This is a genomic window from Komagataeibacter nataicola, from assembly GCF_003207795.1.
Lineage (GTDB): Bacteria > Pseudomonadota > Alphaproteobacteria > Acetobacterales > Acetobacteraceae > Komagataeibacter > Komagataeibacter nataicola.
The window spans coordinates 1-14,004 of sequence record NZ_NIRT01000053.1; the positions used below are offsets into that span (position 1 = coordinate 1).

Genomic DNA, 14,004 nt, shown 5'->3' on the forward strand with positions numbered 1-14,004 from the left:
CAGTCTGCGTGGCCTTGCAAAAGTCACGACTGAATGGACCCTCGTCGCTCTCGCATACAACTGCAAAAGAATGGCACGGCTTCAGGCAGCATAAGCCGGGTCAGCCTCGGCGTTATCAGCCGCAAAATGCCCAACCCGACAGGCTGCTAGGCGAACGCCGGGTCCGTCATTTATCTGCAACCCAAGGACTGCCACTTATCAAAAAAGGCAACAGCGTCTGCGCTGATCCAAATGCCTTGATCGCATGGGTCCAAGAGAAGTCACGCACTGGCTCAATGCAGCGCTGATTGCGCTTGCCTCTCTTGGCTTCTACGGTATAGTCCTAATCCGTATGAGCGAACAAAGAACGCCACGACGACTGCCAGAGTCGGCAGAAAACCTCGTCACCGAATTTGGCTTTATGCGACTTTCTAAAGTTGCAGAGGCCCTTGGCGTCTCACGGACAATTCTTTCTTCCGAAATCAAGGCTGGCAGGCTTCCCGCTCGATATGCCGGGCGGGCCTGCCTCATCGCGCGTCCTGACCTTGTAAAATGGTTGGATGCACTGCCTGCTGAACAACCCTTCCAGGGCAAGGCAAAGCTGGCAACGATGAAGTAGCCCAAAACGAAAAAACCCCCGGCACAAAGCCGAGGGCTTAATCTGCTGACATCGGGCTGGACCCCCGGTGAAAGCGCACAACTGGAGTAATCAGTTATGCTGAACCTATGGGCAGCATCCTATCGGCATGCATCGCCGGTGACAACACTTGAAGCACCCTTACGCCAGAAAACCATGCGCCAGATGACGCGAGGTGGCTGGTGAACGCGCCTTTCCACACGAATGATGCCTTCAAGAGCAATGCAAAAGCCATTGCCCGCGCCGTGCTGGGAGAGTGCAACCGGGCACATTCCAGCGAGACCGAATGGCGCTATGGCACCAATGGCAGCCTATCTGTGGTCGTGGCTGGTGAGAAAGCCGGAACATGGCATGACCATGAAAACGGACAAGGGGGCGGCATGCTTGAGCTTGTCCAGGGCCGCCGGAACCTAGATAAAACGGGAGCGCTAGACTTCATCCGCACAGCCGGGGCCAATCTTGAACCGATCAAGACCCCATCGCTTCCGGTAACTCGCCCCAAGGTCGTGAAAGAGTATTTTTATCACGACGAACAGGGCCATGTTCTTTTCCGCGTCGCGCGTATGGAGCCTAAAACCTTCCGTCAGTGGAGCGGATCCGCCGGCCGGAATGCCCTGGGAGAGACAAGGCGTGTTCTCTATCGCCTTCCCAGCCTCATCGATGCGCCCCCTGATAAGCCCATTTTCATCGTGGAAGGCGAAAAGGACGCTGATAATCTGGTTGCTCAGGGCCTTATCGCCACCTGCAACCCGATGGGGGCTTCCGCAGGAAAGGGCAAATCCAAGTGGCGGCATGAGTATTCCGACTGCCTAAAGGGGCGTCACGTCATAATCGTCGCGGATAATGACGAAGCTGGGCGCACCCATGCCAATGTAGTCGCCACATCCGTGTTGAAAACCGCTGCCTCTGTGCGTGTGGTTGATCTGCCGGACCTTCCCGAAAAGGGAGACGTGTCTGATTGGCTGGAAGCAGGCCACACCGGCGACGAACTGCTCCAGATCGCACGCCAGACACCTGCCCTGAACAAGCCGCCAGCAGCCATCACACGGGAAGATCGCAACCGTCAGAAGGCAATTTCTTCGCTCGGAGCGGACATACAGCATCGTCCCAAATGGATTAGTGAGCTGAGTGTCAACGACCGCGGCGAATTCCGGTCCAATCTGGCAAACGCCATGATCCCCTTGCGCTCTGCCCCTGAACTCCGCGATCTGGTGAAGTTCAACGCGATGACTGGTGAAACGATCCTCCAGTATCCGGTGCCTTCCAAGCATATCGACATTGCTGACTTCCGACCGCGCCCCATCACCGATGTGGACATAAGCCAGGTGCAGGAATGGCTACAGGTGCAGGCGCTCGCCTCGCTCTCAAAGGATACCATTCATCAGGCCATTGAGATGCGGGCTCATGAACGGCAATTCCATCCTGTTCGTGACTGGCTTGTGTCGATCGAATGGGACCGGCAGCCACGCGTTGAAACTTGGCTGAGCCAGTACCTACGGGCGGAAGATACCCCTTATACCCGCGCCATCGGGACGATGTTCCTCGTGGCAATGGTAGCCCGTGTCATTCAGCCCGGCTGCAAGGCTGACTATCTCCTCATTTTGGAAGGTGAGCAGGGCGTCAGGAAGTCCACTGCCTGCGCAATCCTTGGCGGAGAATACTTTTCCGACAACATGCCGCCAGTGAGAGACGGTTCAAAGGATCTTTCCCAGCACCTACAGGGCAAATGGCTTCTCGAAATCGCTGAAATGTCCTCCACCAGCAAGGCGGAAGCGGAAAGCCTAAAGGCATTCGTCACACGACCTGTAGAGCGCTATCGCCCCCCTTACGGCCGGAAAGACATTATCCAGCCCCGGCAATGCGTGTTCATCGGCACCACCAACAAGTCAGAATATCTGCGCGATGAAACTGGTGCCCGCCGGTTCTGGCCGGTCAAGGTAGGCATCGACCGCGCCGTGGATACAGCCGCCCTTTCAGCCGACCGGGAGCAGCTATTCGCTGAGGCTGTGCAGCTCTACCGCGACAAGGTTGCATGGTGGCCAGATGGCGACTTTGAAAAGCAATACATCACGCCAGAGCAAGAAGGACGCTACGAAATCGACCCTTGGGAAGCCAGCATACGGGATTATCTGCAGGGCCGAAGCTCGATCCAACTGATGGAGGTAGCTAGGCAGGCTATATTCCTCGACATCAAAGGTGTTGGCACAGCAGAAAGTCGCCGGATTTCAGTCATTCTCCGCCGTCTAGGGTGGGAGCAGCGCAAAGGCGCGAAAGGCGTGCGCTTATGGCGTCCGAAGGTCTGAGGGTGGCATCAGGTGGCACGGGTGGCATCACGGGTGGCAGCAAGGGGTGGCGATGGTGCCACCCTTTTTTTGTTGGTTTTCTGCCATTTCTTGGCGTGGGTGGCATCAGTGGCAGCATTTTTCGAAACTTATATATCTCCTGCACGCCATTCACGCATAAACCGCATATAATGGGTGAATAACTAGTACAGATTAGTTTCTTTTGGTAAATATGGTGCCACCTTCTGCCACCTAACGAAAATATGGCTGTTTTCCGCTTCTATTTTGGGTGGCATCAATGGGTGGCATCATTTTATTGGGTGGCACCAATGATGCCACCTAGTATGGCTTGAGTGCGAAGCGCGAGTAAGGCCGTGACCATAGGTAGGGTCACACATCTTGCCGATCCGTTTTCTGTCTTGTTCGGCCTCAAATGGCCCGACTTGGCCCGAAGCAAAGAAACAGCCTGTCCGGGCCGTTTAGGGCCATCTCGGGCTGAGTTGGAACAAATCTGGGCTGGCAAGATGTGTGTGCCTACGTAGGCACCGGCCTGACTTGCATTGCATGCTCGACAAAACGCTAGAGGGCAGCCTCTTCAAGCGTCAAATTGACACTTTTGAGCGCATCACGAGCGGCCTCAAAAAATTTCTCGATTTGCGTGGCTATAAAATCCAGTGGGCCAGCATGACCCGATGGTCAGCCTGTCTCTGCATCATGTCACAATAAAGCTAGCTTAAAAGTGACGTAACAGAGTTCCAGAAAAACAGCCGGAAATCTGTCACATATAAATTGACTTTCGTATTTTGATACGACACCTTGCAAACATCTTAGATGTAAATGTTACAGGTGAGCCATGAAGATCGGTTACGCACGGACCAGCACAGTCGATCAGGATGCTGGACTTGAGGCGCAGGTGCGAGATCTGGAGGCGCAGCGGTGCGACCGGATTTTCGCGGAACAGATCAGCGCCACCCAGATAAGCCGCCCAGAACTGGAGACGGCCATCAGCCATTTGCGCGAAGGTGACGTGCTGGTGGTCTGCAAACCCGACCGTCTGGCCCGTTCCACAGCTGACCTGTTAGCCCTGATCGAGCGTGTGGAAGCCTGCAAGGCTGGTCTGGTCATCCTGTCCATGTCCGGGCAGGTTCTGGACACAACCACCCCGACCGGCAAGCTGATGCTGACCATGCTGGGTGCGGTTGCCGAGTTCGAGCGTTCCCTGATGCTGGAGCGCCAGCGTGAAGGGATTGCCAAGGCCAAGGCGGACGGCAAATACAAGGGGCGGCGATCATCTATCGATAAGGGCCAGATACAGGACATGAAGGCCCAAGGTATCGCCCCCAGTGAGATCGCCCGGCGGCTTGGGGTGTCCCGCATGTCCGTATATCGGGCTCTGGAGGGAGAAAAACCGGAAAAAAATACGGGCTGATATACTGTTCATACATGTTTCCCTATGTTTCTGTACGTTTGTATGTTCACAGTATAGATTGAGTATACAAGGCGAAACCTGCCAATAATTACTTGTTTTATGCGCTATGTGCCTGATATGAATAGGGCATGCGTAAGATTAAGCCCTATTCCAGTTCAGATAGCCTGCGGAAACTCGACGGTCGCAGCAAGGAAGCGCGTCTGCTGCGGAAAGTGCGTGCGGAACTGACAGCGCATATCGGCGGCAGGCCGACCATCACCCAGAAGGCCCTCATTGAACGTGCGGCATGGATGACACTGCATCTGGGTATGATGGATCGTAAGATGTTGGGGGATGTTCCATCTGAGCGTGATGCACGGCAGTATCTTGCCTGGTCGAATACTCTTACCCGCGCGATTGCTCAGCTTGGTGTCCGTGATACTTCTGAGCGGAACCGTCCACCTTCTCTCGATGAACTGCTTGCCAGCCGTAGGGCAGCATCATGAACGTGCTGGAGGCTATGGACGATCCAGCCCTGTTCGGGCGGGAGTTCGAGGGCGAGACATGGGACGCATGGCGTGCCTTCCTGGCCGCGCTTACAGGCGCAGCCATGACGGAAAGACAGCAGGAGATATGCTGGGCAGCCACCGGTCGTAATGACCTGCCTGCCGAGCCGTTCCGGCGGGCTGCCCTGATCTGTGGGCGACGTGCGGGCAAGAGCCGCATTCTGGCGCTGCTGGGAACCTGTCTGGCAACGCTGAAGGATTATCGGCCCTACCTATCTGCCGGTGAGGTTGCAACCGTTGGGATCATCGCAGCCGATCGTAAGCAGGCCCGGACCATCTTCCGCTATGTGCGCGGTCTGCTGGCCTCTGTCCCGGCGATGGAAGCGGAGGTAACGCGCGAGACTGACGAAATCATAGAGATGGCCTCCCGCCGGGTCGTGATCGAGATTGGCACGGCCAGCTTCCGCGCCACCCGTGGCTACAGCTATGCCGCTGTGCTGGCGGATGAGATCGCCTTTTGGCGTGATGATACCAGCGCCAACCCTGATGAGGAAATCCTGCGGGCCCTGCGCCCTGGCCTGCTCTCGATCCCCGGTTCCATGCTGCTGATGGCTTCCAGCCCTTATGCGCGACGTGGGGCATTGTGGAAAGCCTTCCGACAGGACTATGGCCAGAACGGTGCACATACCCTTGTCTGGAAAGCCTCCACGCTGGAAATGAACCCGTCACTGGATCAGGCGGAAGTTGATCAGGCTTACGAGGAAGATCCGGCTTCCGCAGCGGCGGAATATGGGGCTGATTTCAGGAGCGATATTGCATCCTTCGTCTCGTCCGAAGTCATTCAGGCGTGCACGATAGGCGGTCGGTATGAGCTGCCTTTCATGCGGGGCAACAAATACCGCGCCTTCTGTGATCCGTCAGGCGGATCGTCTGACAGCTTCACGCTGGCGATTTGCCATGACGAGGATGAGGTGACGGTCCTTGATTGCGTCCGTGAAATCAAGGCTCCCTTTTCCCCTGATGCCGCCACACGGGAAATGGCGGATACCATCAAGGCGTACGGCCTGCATGAAGTAACGGGCGACCGCTACGCCGGGGAATGGCCGCGTGAGCGGTTCCGGGAATATGGCGTTACCTACAAGGTCAGCGAGAAAGACCGCTCTGCCCTCTACATTGAGGTTCTGCCGAAGCTTAATTCTGGCAAGGTGGAACTGCTGGACCTGAAGCAGATCGAACGTCAGTTCTGCGGTCTGGAGCGGCGCACAGCGCGTAGCGGAAAGGATTCCGTCGATCATGCACGGGGCCAGCACGATGACCTTGTGAATGCTGTCGCCGGGGCCATCGTCGCGGCTCCGAAGCGGGTCGTTATTTTCAGTGCTTCTGACAACGCAGCGATCACCCCACAACCTTTCTGGAATAGAGACCTCGCATGGTAAGCCTCCATTCACCGCTGCATGGCAGGCGGCTTCCCCTGGCTTATGACCGGTCTGTCCGGCGGGTGGACAAGGATGGGCACCTGTTCGTGGATAAGTGCACGTTATCCTCGGCCATAGTGAGCCAGTATTACGGGTGGGAAATCCCGGACGGTGAAAGTCTCGGCTTTACGCGGGATCGCCTGTACCGGCTTTACAGGGATGCAGATGCCCTGCGGACTGCGGCACCCTCTCTCAATGGCAAACCGATCCTCATGGATCATACGGCCATTACGGCACAGACCCATCCCCATCAGAAGGTTGTGGGTGCGGTCGGGTCCGATGTGCGTTTTGAGAATCCTAATCTGGCCGGTTCCTTGAGCTTCTGGGCGCCCGAGGCCATTGAGGCCATCCAGTCGGGGCGCATGCGCTCCGTGTCAGCAGGGTATCGCTACCGCGCCGTCAAGGCCGCCGGTTCGCACAATGGCGAACGCTATGACGGCATCATGACCTCCATTCATTTCAATCACCTGGCTCTTGTCGAAGCTCCGCGCGTTCCCGATGCGGTGATCGGCGATTCTCTCCCCACTATGGATATGAAGAAAATGGCTGACTCTCTTGAAAACCTGATCTCCGAACGCATGACGTTTCTAAAAAACCCGAGCGGCGTCAACGCGAATGATTTTAACGAGGCGTGGCTTGCCAAGCTTGACGAAGCCCTGACTGGCGAACAGCAGGATGACACGAGGGCAATGGATGGTCGCCGCATGTCGGGCGCAGGCTGGCGCAGCGGGCCGGAAAGGCTGTCCGGGGTTCTCGCGCCACTCTCGCGCATCAAGGTTCTGGGCTGATGGGCGCGCCCGTGGTCAGCCGTGATCGCCTGAAGGATCTGGTAGCTCAGATTGGCAAGGTTGAAAGCGATCTGGCGAAGGTTTCGGACCTGCGATGGGAACTGTCAGGCAAGCGCATGACAGCCGAACAGGCGCTCCAGAAGGCGACAGAGGAACTGGAACAGGCGCGTTATATGGATGCGTCTCGACTGGTTGATGTGGCGCTGGGGCGTGATGTAGCTGGACCGTCCGATCTGACGGCGCAGGAAGAATGTGTCATGGCTGCAAAGGCCGATCTGGATCGGGCTGAAGGATATTGCGCTGAGGTCCGGGCACGTTCGGAAGAATACCAGACGTTGCTTGATACGCTGAAGGTGAAGGCCACGCAGGAAGCCAATCGCATCACGGCTGAAAGCCCAGAGTTTGCCGCCATGCTTGAAGATGTCAGGCAGGCGGAAGCTGTGCTTATGCGTGCCGTGAGCGAGGTCCAGATCCTGAAGCGGCGGGGCGTGCCGGTCGGCAAGCTGCATGGTCTTTTCGGTGAACTGGCCGACCGCTTTCACAAGCATGGCGATTTGGTGAAGGTGCCCATGCATCCGGTCGAGTCCACGGAGTGGGCGCAGTTTGCTCAGATGCTTGCTATGAATCCAGATACTCCCGCTCCAGGCGCTAGGCTGAAAAAGGGGCGGTGGCGGTCTTAAGTTGGAGGTTAGTTCGGTTGCGGCTGTTAGTCTGGTAGAGTCTCGACACCCGATATAGCTCTGCGCGCATTTCAATCGCCCTGCACCAACGGTGCAATGGTGTATGAGGGCATGCATTTCTATGGGAGCGCGCAGGGAGCGACGGGGGAGCGTTCGGGGAGCGTCTATAGGAACTTCATTATATGAAATCAAAAAATAGGCCGTCCTGACGAAACGCCTATAACTTATGAAATCATAAAAAACCTGAAACGCCGGTTTTTGTCAGGCGTCTATCGGGTGTCTTTCAGGTGCCTGTCCAGCCTGAAAACAAGCCAAGCGGAATCCGTTCCCCACGCCAAAATATGACTGTCGCATTCCAAGTCATAATAAAAATACCCATCATGTTGGGTTTTGTGGTAGGGTGTGGCTATGCCAACAGTTCACCGAGTGGGCCGCTTTCGGTTCATGATCTATGCGAACGACCATGATCCGGCCCATGTCCATGTGTTCTGTGATGGTCGTGAGATCATTATCAACCTTGGGGAAACCGAGGCAACGATCCGGGACATCGACCCCGGCGTGAAGCGGGCAGACGTACGCGAGGCGTTCAGGATCGCGGTGGAACAACGTGAAGCCCTATTGGCGGCATGGAGGAAGATTGATGCACAACGATCATGACATCGATAAGCAGATAGATGCGGCTTACGAGCGTGGACGCGTCCGACGTGAGATGGTGCCTCAGGCGATTGCTGCAGGTTATGATGCCACGACAGGTCGCGTAACTGTTGAGCTGTCCAACGGCACCCGGTTTGAATTCCCTGCCTCACAGGCTCAGGGTCTTGAGAGAGCAACGCCAGAGCAACTGGCCCAGGTAGAAATCATGGGTGGCTACGGCCTGCACTGGGAGGTGCTGGATGCTGACCTGCTGGTGCCGGAACTGATGGCGGGCCTGTTTGGGTCTCGTGCCTATATGGCGGCAAAGGCAGGCCGACAAATGTCTCCGGCTAAGACGGCGGCAGCACGTCGCAATGGCGCTAAGGGCGGTCGGCCAAGGAAAGTCGCGTAACCAGTATTTTTTATTGGTGCGGTCGACGGGACTTGAACCCGTATGAGATTTCTCTCGGACCCTTGTTAAGCCTCTGTCAGCCGAACCGGACAGGGGTTTAGGCAAGGGCCTGCGTCTACCATTTCGCCACGACCGCATACATTCATTAAATGTAAAAGCGCATGTGGTAATCATGATATTACATATCAAGAGGCCAATCTGTATTATTTTACTTCAGTCGTGATCCCATACCGTGCAAATTGATCAGCGATCCCGTCCAATATGATCTTCTTCGCCGGAATCCCGTGCTGCGCCGCTAGGACATTCAATGCCGTATGTGTCTCGCTCGAAAGCCGGAGCGTCATTGAGCGATAGTCCTTTGGCAGCGTGCGCGGTCTCCCAACGCGCCCGGGAGATGCTTCTGTGTTTTCTTCCTGGGTTGGAGAAGATGGCACCTGTGTTGGCTTATGGGTTGCCAGATCGCCTAAAGACAGAGACGCACGTTTAGCCATTGAGATAAGCCTTTTTCAGGTAGCGCCAGAGAGATTGCAGCTCTAGGTCTGCCTTTCCCCCTGGCTCATATTCGCAGACAGCCCGACCATCATTCAGGGCGTAAGAGAAGGCGGAGCGCATCGAAACCGTGGGAGGGGCAACCGGAAGCCCCAGCGTATTCGCTACTACCCGCGCCTCAGCCGTAAGCGCCCCTTCCCCGATCCCTCTGGGAGGTGGGCACTGGTTAAGCACGATCACCCCTGTCTCACCGGCTTTTTTTGCCAACTGAGCGGTAGAGGCCACGGCGCGTAAATCTAAAACTCCAGGGCGTGTAGGAATAACAGATACCGTAGCCGCCTTGATGGCCTGTACGGTCTCCCCTTCAACCGATGGGCGCGTATCCACGATCAGAAGATCAAAGCCATCATTTTTGGCAGCCTCCTGAATGGTTGACAGGTCAGATGCTGGGCGCTCGATCAGCGTTATGTCCTGCACCTCTCGCGTCTGCCACCACCCGGCGGCTGATTTCTGAGGGTCACAATCCACCAGTGCCACTTGCAGACCTTCAGCAGCCGCCAGAGCGGCAAGATTGACTGCCAGCGTGGTTTTGCCGGTCCCGCCCTTCTGAGCGATCACAGCCAGGGTTTTCAGGGCCTTTTTCGTCATTCCTTCATCTTCCCACAATTTCCGGTTTTTATCAATTTAGGTTTTTAGGATTTGGTAATTTCATAATTCTAAGGATTTAGGTTTTTAGAGTTATTGCAATTTAGGTTTTTAGGTGCATAAATAGGGCAGCCGATACCGAGGGTGGAGCCTCGATACCGGCCTAACCACAGACTTGAGGTGACAAGCCAATGGCTGATCGTAGCTATACCACGCCCCCAAATACGTTGGGCCACGAAACAGAAAGTACAAGGGGCCTCAGTGATGTTGCCGCTGCCCTGATCTTCCCCGCGCTGCTCCTGCTCGCTCTGGCAGGCTTCGCCCAGCCAGAGGTTCTGCATCACAACAATGCAAAAGTGCAGGTGATGGAGGCAGCCCGATGACCAGCCCCATCCGCAAGGCCATGATGGCCGCCCTTGGCGCTGATCGCCGCTGCTACAAAGAACCGGCCACGACCGATGCACAGGCCCAGTCCGACCGCTTCCGGGCCGCCTACCGCAAGGTGATCCAGACCCCAGCCCGGTCCTTTGCCGACCTGCAGGACAAGGCCCGGCTGGTGATGCTGTTCGACCCAGACCCCAAGCAGATTGAGGCCAGCCTGGCGCGCGATATTCTGGCGATGAAGGGGGATGCGAAATGAATCTCGTATTTAACATGCCTCCGAAGACAGATGCCGACAGGCTGAAACTGTTGGCCTTCCAGATCGAGAAACACGCAGAGCTGTGCAATGGGGCAGGCGTTATCATTACGTGCCTGAGCGAAAAAATGGCGCAACTAGGGGAAGTTCAGGCGGATTGGATCATACCCGCTTTGAGGGTAGTTGATGACGCTGTGGGAAAATCAGCGTCATGGCTTGTCGAGCGGGCGGAAAGCGCGGTGGAGGGCACGAAATGAGGTGCCTCGCCATATCCGACTCTATCTCGACGGGTCATATCCGTTCATGGGAAGCTTTCTCCCTTTGTCATGGCACGAGGGGTTTCCAGATGGAAGAACATACAAAAAAGACTGTTTCTGATACATTGGACACAGCTGAAAAGACTGGAAATCCCTTGTTCTTGTGGGGCGCTCTCTTTCGCTTGCTGGAGGCACATGCGGAGACGAATGAGGATGGATCTCTATCCGTGCGTCGCGACGTAACGCTTCCCCCAAGCATTGCAGACTATCTACTGCGGGCATCGTTCAACATGCAAATGTTGGGCTGGGGAAAAGAGCCGGTCGAAACGGTAAAAGCAGACTGGACAATAGAAAGTAATATACCGGTAATAAAAAAAGAAAAACTTGATACAAAAAAAGCAAGAGAACAGATAACTAAAGCACTTTTCCTGTCTTATAAGAAGAATGGAACTGGCCCCTTCAAAGAAATGCAGGATTTTGTAGAAGCTCACTACGTCTATTCCATTTCCAAAACTTATGAGAGGTCAGGTTTTGAAGATATCCAAGCAATAACAAAAATTATGAATGAACTATCATTGTCAGAGAAGCGAGTGAGAACGCTGATCGACAGGGGAGAATTTATTATCAAAGGTGATTTTGAGGGATACGAACGATCAAAAAAATAGACATCAGCTTTTGCACGAAAAGATGACGGCATCTTTTTATCAGATAATTGCCGTCATCTATATTCATATACATCTCAATAATTATCCATTATTTCTGTTCCCAGACGGATCAACGCGTTTCAGGAATAAGGAGGAGCTACTAATGGTGCCGCCGAACACTTCACGCCGCCTGCTGAAAATTCAGGAAGTGATGCAGGAGACGGGCTTGGGTCGCACAAGCATTTGGCGGCTTGTGAAAGACGGGAAGCTTGTAAAAGTGAAGATCGGGTCAAATACCCGCATTACCGCTGAAAGCTATAATGCCTGGCTGAAGAACCTGCCCCGCGTTGTTGTCGCCTGATAAAAAGAAATCGCCAGTCCGCGATTAAACAGACTGACGACCCGATAGATGCAGACAATGGAATCCCTTTCCCGTTTGTAAGTCGTCTGCCGGGTCTCTGTCCATAAAAATCGTAGCTGGCACATAGGGAAAGTGCCGATGCCAAGCCTTGAAAGGCGTGGACGCCCGAAGTGTGTCCGCAGTGGGGGAACTGTGCCCCGTGTAATCCTTATACCCGATGCAATCGGCCCTGATGGCGAGCCTCGTGCCACTCTGCTGATACCCGGTTTCCGCCTGCCGGTCCTTTATCGTTCGGTCTCGGCGGCCATGGCAGCGATGGAGGTGCGGGCATGAGTAAGGAAACTTTGGCCTTTCTGCCGCGCCCTACACTGACTTCGGGGAAATGCACCTCATATGAGGTCGCACCCGAAGGAGAAATCGACTGGAGCATGGTCCGAGACCTGTGGGTTCAGTCCATGTCGCTTGAGCGGGATGGTCATGTGTCGCGTGTCTATGCGCCGTGCGTGGTGTTCCTTGATGGAACATGGCTTCCCATTGGTCCGATGGGAGAGCTGGATGCCGCACGGCACCTCTGCCACCGATGGTCCGCAATTCACGATGCGTCAGTCAGTGACATGACGCGGCCCCGGCCTCCTGCCATTTCACCAGAAGGTAATCTGATCGATATTTCCCCTGCTGATCTCGGGGGAGATATCACGGATGATGCCTGGAGTTATGACGCCAAGGAAAACCGGTTTCGCCTGAATCTGGCCTGTGTCGGCACTGACCTTGCGATAAAGGTCATGAACCACGGCAGGATGCTGGATCAGAAGATTGAAGCCCTTACGCCCGGTCTTGATCGCATCGAAGCGATATTCCGTGCGTGCAAGTTCATACAGCCGCACTACGTTCGCCCATGGATGGAAAAGGTGCGTGAAGCTGCCGTCTGGTGGCTACGCGAAACAGATTGGTCCGATGCCGATTACATCAAGACCCCGGAGGATGATGGGCGTTCGCTGGCTGATGAAGTCAGGAAGGAAGGGGTGACGCTTGATGTTGCGCTGGTTCGCCTCAAGGACCGCATCGTGCATCTCTATAAAGAAATGCGCTGGGATGATGGCACTCTGGTCGAGGACCGCGCAGAGAGGGGTGAAAAAGCATTTATGGCCGGAGCCAAGCGACTGGCATATTTTGCAGGGGATAAATGATGAGCCGCCCCGCACGCATCTGGTCCGCCCGTGACCTGCATCGTATCGAGAGACTTCGCAGCGATGGCCTGACATGGCGGCAGATTGGCGAGGCGATGAGCAGCAGTTCCGCGTCCTGCCACCGGGCATGGCGCGCGCATACCGCGCCACCCAGCCTCGCAACGCCCGACCGGCTGGCGGCCATACAGGCTGCCACCACGGAAATCAGTGTCATGGCCGGGATACTGGCCCGCATGGCGGAGGGGGACAAACAGACCGGCACTGAACTGGCATGGCTGGCCGATGGGATCGATCGATATGCCCACGCCATTGAGGACTGCCTGTCATGACCTGATCATAGCCCAGTTCTCCAGAACGCTTTTATATACAGCCAACAAAGGACTTCTGCACCTGTACGTTTTTTTTCAAAAAAAACTTACATTTCTTCAAGTTTCTGCATATTTTGAATCTATCGTGTTTACTATTGTGCTTAGGCTGCTTTTTAGGCGGGTTTTGTGCATTTACATCATGAGACCAAAAGAGACTTGTGCTTTTCGAAAGAATGTGCACTATTGGAATCACCATGCCATCCGCATGTTCGACAGGCCGCCCGTTTAGGGCGGCTTTTTTTATGCCCGAATGGGAACCACCAAAAAATGAAATCCGACCTTCTTTATGGCTTAGGCTCCATAGGAGAGTTCTTGGGCCTGACTAAAAAGCAAGTCCACCACCGTGCTAAAAACGGTCAAATACCCACATTCCATATGGGCCGCATTATCTGCGCAAATGCTAATGACCTTCGAGCATGGCTTGCTACAGCCGGGCATGGAGGAAACTATGCCGAACACTGAACTTCTGATCGGCACCAAAGCTATAGCCCATTTCTTCGGCTGGAAAGTTAGTGGCCTAGCAGCCTGTCGGGTTGGGGTACCCTGTGAAGGGGTAAGGCTGTAGAGTGTCGCGATGAGCCGCTTCATCCCGTTTGACCGATCCCAGCCGTATCTT

General features: G+C 55.2%; 18 protein-coding genes and 1 tRNA gene. 17 read left to right on the forward strand and 2 right to left on the reverse strand.

Annotated elements, in window-relative coordinates; genetic code table 11:
* The 10 genes from CDI09_RS18490 to CDI09_RS16440 form a co-directional block, all read left to right on the forward strand.
* The coding region (locus tag CDI09_RS18490; RefSeq protein WP_211308947.1) for a hypothetical protein at positions 1-287 on the forward strand (287 nt) is incomplete at its 5' end.
* Positions 245-598: a helix-turn-helix transcriptional regulator gene (locus CDI09_RS18495; protein WP_078528742.1), complete on the forward strand. Its 354-nt coding sequence runs from the start codon at positions 245-247 to the stop codon at positions 596-598. The genes CDI09_RS18490 and CDI09_RS18495, both read left to right, overlap by 43 nt.
* A 200-nt stretch (positions 599-798) precedes the next feature.
* Positions 799-2,919 carry a VapE domain-containing protein gene (locus CDI09_RS16405; RefSeq protein WP_211308946.1) on the forward strand — a complete coding sequence of 707 codons (2,121 nt, stop codon included), beginning with the start codon at positions 799-801 and terminating at the stop codon, positions 2,917-2,919.
* A gap of 832 nt (positions 2,920-3,751) precedes the next feature.
* Positions 3,752-4,327, forward strand: a complete 576-nt coding sequence (locus CDI09_RS16410) for a recombinase family protein (RefSeq protein ID WP_078528739.1) — start codon at positions 3,752-3,754, stop codon at positions 4,325-4,327.
* 128 nt (positions 4,328-4,455) lie between these two features.
* Positions 4,456-4,812, forward strand: a complete 357-nt coding sequence (locus tag CDI09_RS16415) for a hypothetical protein (protein ID WP_014105532.1) — start codon at positions 4,456-4,458, stop codon at positions 4,810-4,812.
* Between the two features lie 14 nt (positions 4,813-4,826).
* Positions 4,827-6,248 carry a hypothetical protein gene (locus CDI09_RS16420; RefSeq protein WP_249034052.1) on the forward strand — a complete coding sequence of 474 codons (1,422 nt, stop codon included), beginning with the start codon at positions 4,827-4,829 and terminating at the stop codon, positions 6,246-6,248.
* Positions 6,242-7,075 (forward strand): DUF2213 domain-containing protein, encoded by an 834-nt coding sequence (locus CDI09_RS16425; RefSeq protein WP_078528733.1) that lies wholly within the window; start codon positions 6,242-6,244, stop codon positions 7,073-7,075. The genes CDI09_RS16420 and CDI09_RS16425 overlap by 7 nt, the downstream gene beginning before the upstream one ends.
* Positions 7,075-7,755, forward strand: a complete 681-nt coding sequence (locus CDI09_RS16430) for a hypothetical protein (protein WP_078528730.1) — start codon at positions 7,075-7,077, stop codon at positions 7,753-7,755. Before CDI09_RS16425 ends, CDI09_RS16430 begins: the two co-directional genes overlap by 1 nt.
* Before the next feature lie 444 nt (positions 7,756-8,199).
* Positions 8,200-8,412: a DUF4160 domain-containing protein gene (locus CDI09_RS16435; RefSeq protein WP_078528760.1), complete on the forward strand. Its 213-nt coding sequence runs from the start codon at positions 8,200-8,202 to the stop codon at positions 8,410-8,412.
* The gene (locus tag CDI09_RS16440) at positions 8,396-8,800 is read left to right on the forward strand and encodes a DUF2442 domain-containing protein (RefSeq protein ID WP_078528727.1); all 405 of its coding nucleotides are present in this window, start codon (positions 8,396-8,398) and stop codon (positions 8,798-8,800) included. Before CDI09_RS16435 ends, CDI09_RS16440 begins: the two co-directional genes overlap by 17 nt.
* Before the next feature lie 14 nt (positions 8,801-8,814).
* On the opposite strand, the gene CDI09_RS18345 is transcribed toward CDI09_RS16440, so the two are convergent.
* Positions 8,815-8,936: transfer RNA gene (locus CDI09_RS18345), tRNA-OTHER, on the reverse strand.
* Between the two features lie 347 nt (positions 8,937-9,283).
* Positions 9,284-9,937: a ParA family protein gene (locus CDI09_RS16445; protein ID WP_078528724.1), complete on the reverse strand. Its 654-nt coding sequence runs from the start codon at positions 9,935-9,937 to the stop codon at positions 9,284-9,286.
* Between the two features lie 188 nt (positions 9,938-10,125).
* On the opposite strand from CDI09_RS16445, the gene CDI09_RS16450 reads away from it, so the two are divergent.
* The 7 genes from CDI09_RS16450 to CDI09_RS16480 all read left to right on the forward strand — a co-directional run bounded on the left by CDI09_RS16450 (position 10,126) and on the right by CDI09_RS16480 (position 13,349).
* The gene (locus tag CDI09_RS16450; protein WP_078528748.1) at positions 10,126-10,317 is read left to right on the forward strand and encodes a hypothetical protein; all 192 of its coding nucleotides are present in this window, start codon (positions 10,126-10,128) and stop codon (positions 10,315-10,317) included.
* Positions 10,314-10,574, forward strand: a complete 261-nt coding sequence (locus CDI09_RS16455) for a hypothetical protein (protein ID WP_078528721.1) — start codon at positions 10,314-10,316, stop codon at positions 10,572-10,574. The genes CDI09_RS16450 and CDI09_RS16455 overlap by 4 nt, the downstream gene beginning before the upstream one ends.
* Positions 10,571-10,828, forward strand: a complete 258-nt coding sequence (locus CDI09_RS16460) for a hypothetical protein (RefSeq protein ID WP_078528718.1) — start codon at positions 10,571-10,573, stop codon at positions 10,826-10,828. The genes CDI09_RS16455 and CDI09_RS16460 overlap by 4 nt, the downstream gene beginning before the upstream one ends.
* 89 nt (positions 10,829-10,917) lie before the next feature.
* On the forward strand, positions 10,918-11,493 hold the full coding sequence (locus CDI09_RS16465; protein ID WP_078528715.1) for a hypothetical protein: 576 nt from the start codon (positions 10,918-10,920) through the stop codon (positions 11,491-11,493).
* A 142-nt stretch (positions 11,494-11,635) separates the two neighbouring features.
* Positions 11,636-11,833 carry a helix-turn-helix transcriptional regulator gene (locus CDI09_RS16470; RefSeq protein ID WP_014105537.1) on the forward strand — a complete coding sequence of 66 codons (198 nt, stop codon included), beginning with the start codon at positions 11,636-11,638 and terminating at the stop codon, positions 11,831-11,833.
* 329 nt (positions 11,834-12,162) lie between these two features.
* Entirely contained in the window at positions 12,163-13,020 is an 858-nt protein-coding gene (locus tag CDI09_RS16475; protein ID WP_146220930.1) for a hypothetical protein, read from the forward strand.
* Positions 13,017-13,349, forward strand: coding sequence for a hypothetical protein (locus CDI09_RS16480; RefSeq protein ID WP_236944722.1), 333 nt, complete (start codon positions 13,017-13,019; stop codon positions 13,347-13,349). Before CDI09_RS16475 ends, CDI09_RS16480 begins: the two co-directional genes overlap by 4 nt.
* Positions 13,350-14,004: the final 655 nt, after the last annotated feature.

What these genes read in the sequence shown, in the direction of transcription:
- CDI09_RS16410 (WP_078528739.1), top strand. Translation starts at nt 3,752, where the DNA reads ATGAAGATCGGTTACGCACGGACCAGCACAGTCGATCAGGATGCTGGA.
- CDI09_RS16430 (WP_078528730.1), top strand. Translation starts at nt 7,075, where the DNA reads ATGGGCGCGCCCGTGGTCAGCCGTGATCGCCTGAAGGATCTGGTAGCT.
- CDI09_RS16450 (WP_078528748.1), top strand. Translation starts at nt 10,126, where the DNA reads ATGGCTGATCGTAGCTATACCACGCCCCCAAATACGTTGGGCCACGAA.
- CDI09_RS16465 (WP_078528715.1), top strand. Translation starts at nt 10,918, where the DNA reads ATGGAAGAACATACAAAAAAGACTGTTTCTGATACATTGGACACAGCT.
- CDI09_RS16445 (WP_078528724.1), bottom strand. Translation starts at nt 9,937, where the DNA reads ATGACGAAAAAGGCCCTGAAAACCCTGGCTGTGATCGCTCAGAAGGGC.
- CDI09_RS16475 (WP_146220930.1), top strand. Translation starts at nt 12,163, where the DNA reads ATGAGTAAGGAAACTTTGGCCTTTCTGCCGCGCCCTACACTGACTTCG.
- CDI09_RS16480 (WP_236944722.1), top strand. Translation starts at nt 13,017, where the DNA reads ATGATGAGCCGCCCCGCACGCATCTGGTCCGCCCGTGACCTGCATCGT.
- CDI09_RS16435 (WP_078528760.1), top strand. Translation starts at nt 8,200, where the DNA reads ATGATCTATGCGAACGACCATGATCCGGCCCATGTCCATGTGTTCTGT.
- CDI09_RS18495 (WP_078528742.1), top strand. Translation starts at nt 245, where the DNA reads ATGGGTCCAAGAGAAGTCACGCACTGGCTCAATGCAGCGCTGATTGCG.
- CDI09_RS16425 (WP_078528733.1), top strand. Translation starts at nt 6,242, where the DNA reads ATGGTAAGCCTCCATTCACCGCTGCATGGCAGGCGGCTTCCCCTGGCT.
- CDI09_RS16470 (WP_014105537.1), top strand. Translation starts at nt 11,636, where the DNA reads ATGGTGCCGCCGAACACTTCACGCCGCCTGCTGAAAATTCAGGAAGTG.
- CDI09_RS16455 (WP_078528721.1), top strand. Translation starts at nt 10,314, where the DNA reads ATGACCAGCCCCATCCGCAAGGCCATGATGGCCGCCCTTGGCGCTGAT.
- CDI09_RS16420 (WP_249034052.1), top strand. Translation starts at nt 4,827, where the DNA reads ATGGACGATCCAGCCCTGTTCGGGCGGGAGTTCGAGGGCGAGACATGG.
- CDI09_RS16440 (WP_078528727.1), top strand. Translation starts at nt 8,396, where the DNA reads ATGCACAACGATCATGACATCGATAAGCAGATAGATGCGGCTTACGAG.
- CDI09_RS16460 (WP_078528718.1), top strand. Translation starts at nt 10,571, where the DNA reads ATGAATCTCGTATTTAACATGCCTCCGAAGACAGATGCCGACAGGCTG.
- CDI09_RS16415 (WP_014105532.1), top strand. Translation starts at nt 4,456, where the DNA reads ATGCGTAAGATTAAGCCCTATTCCAGTTCAGATAGCCTGCGGAAACTC.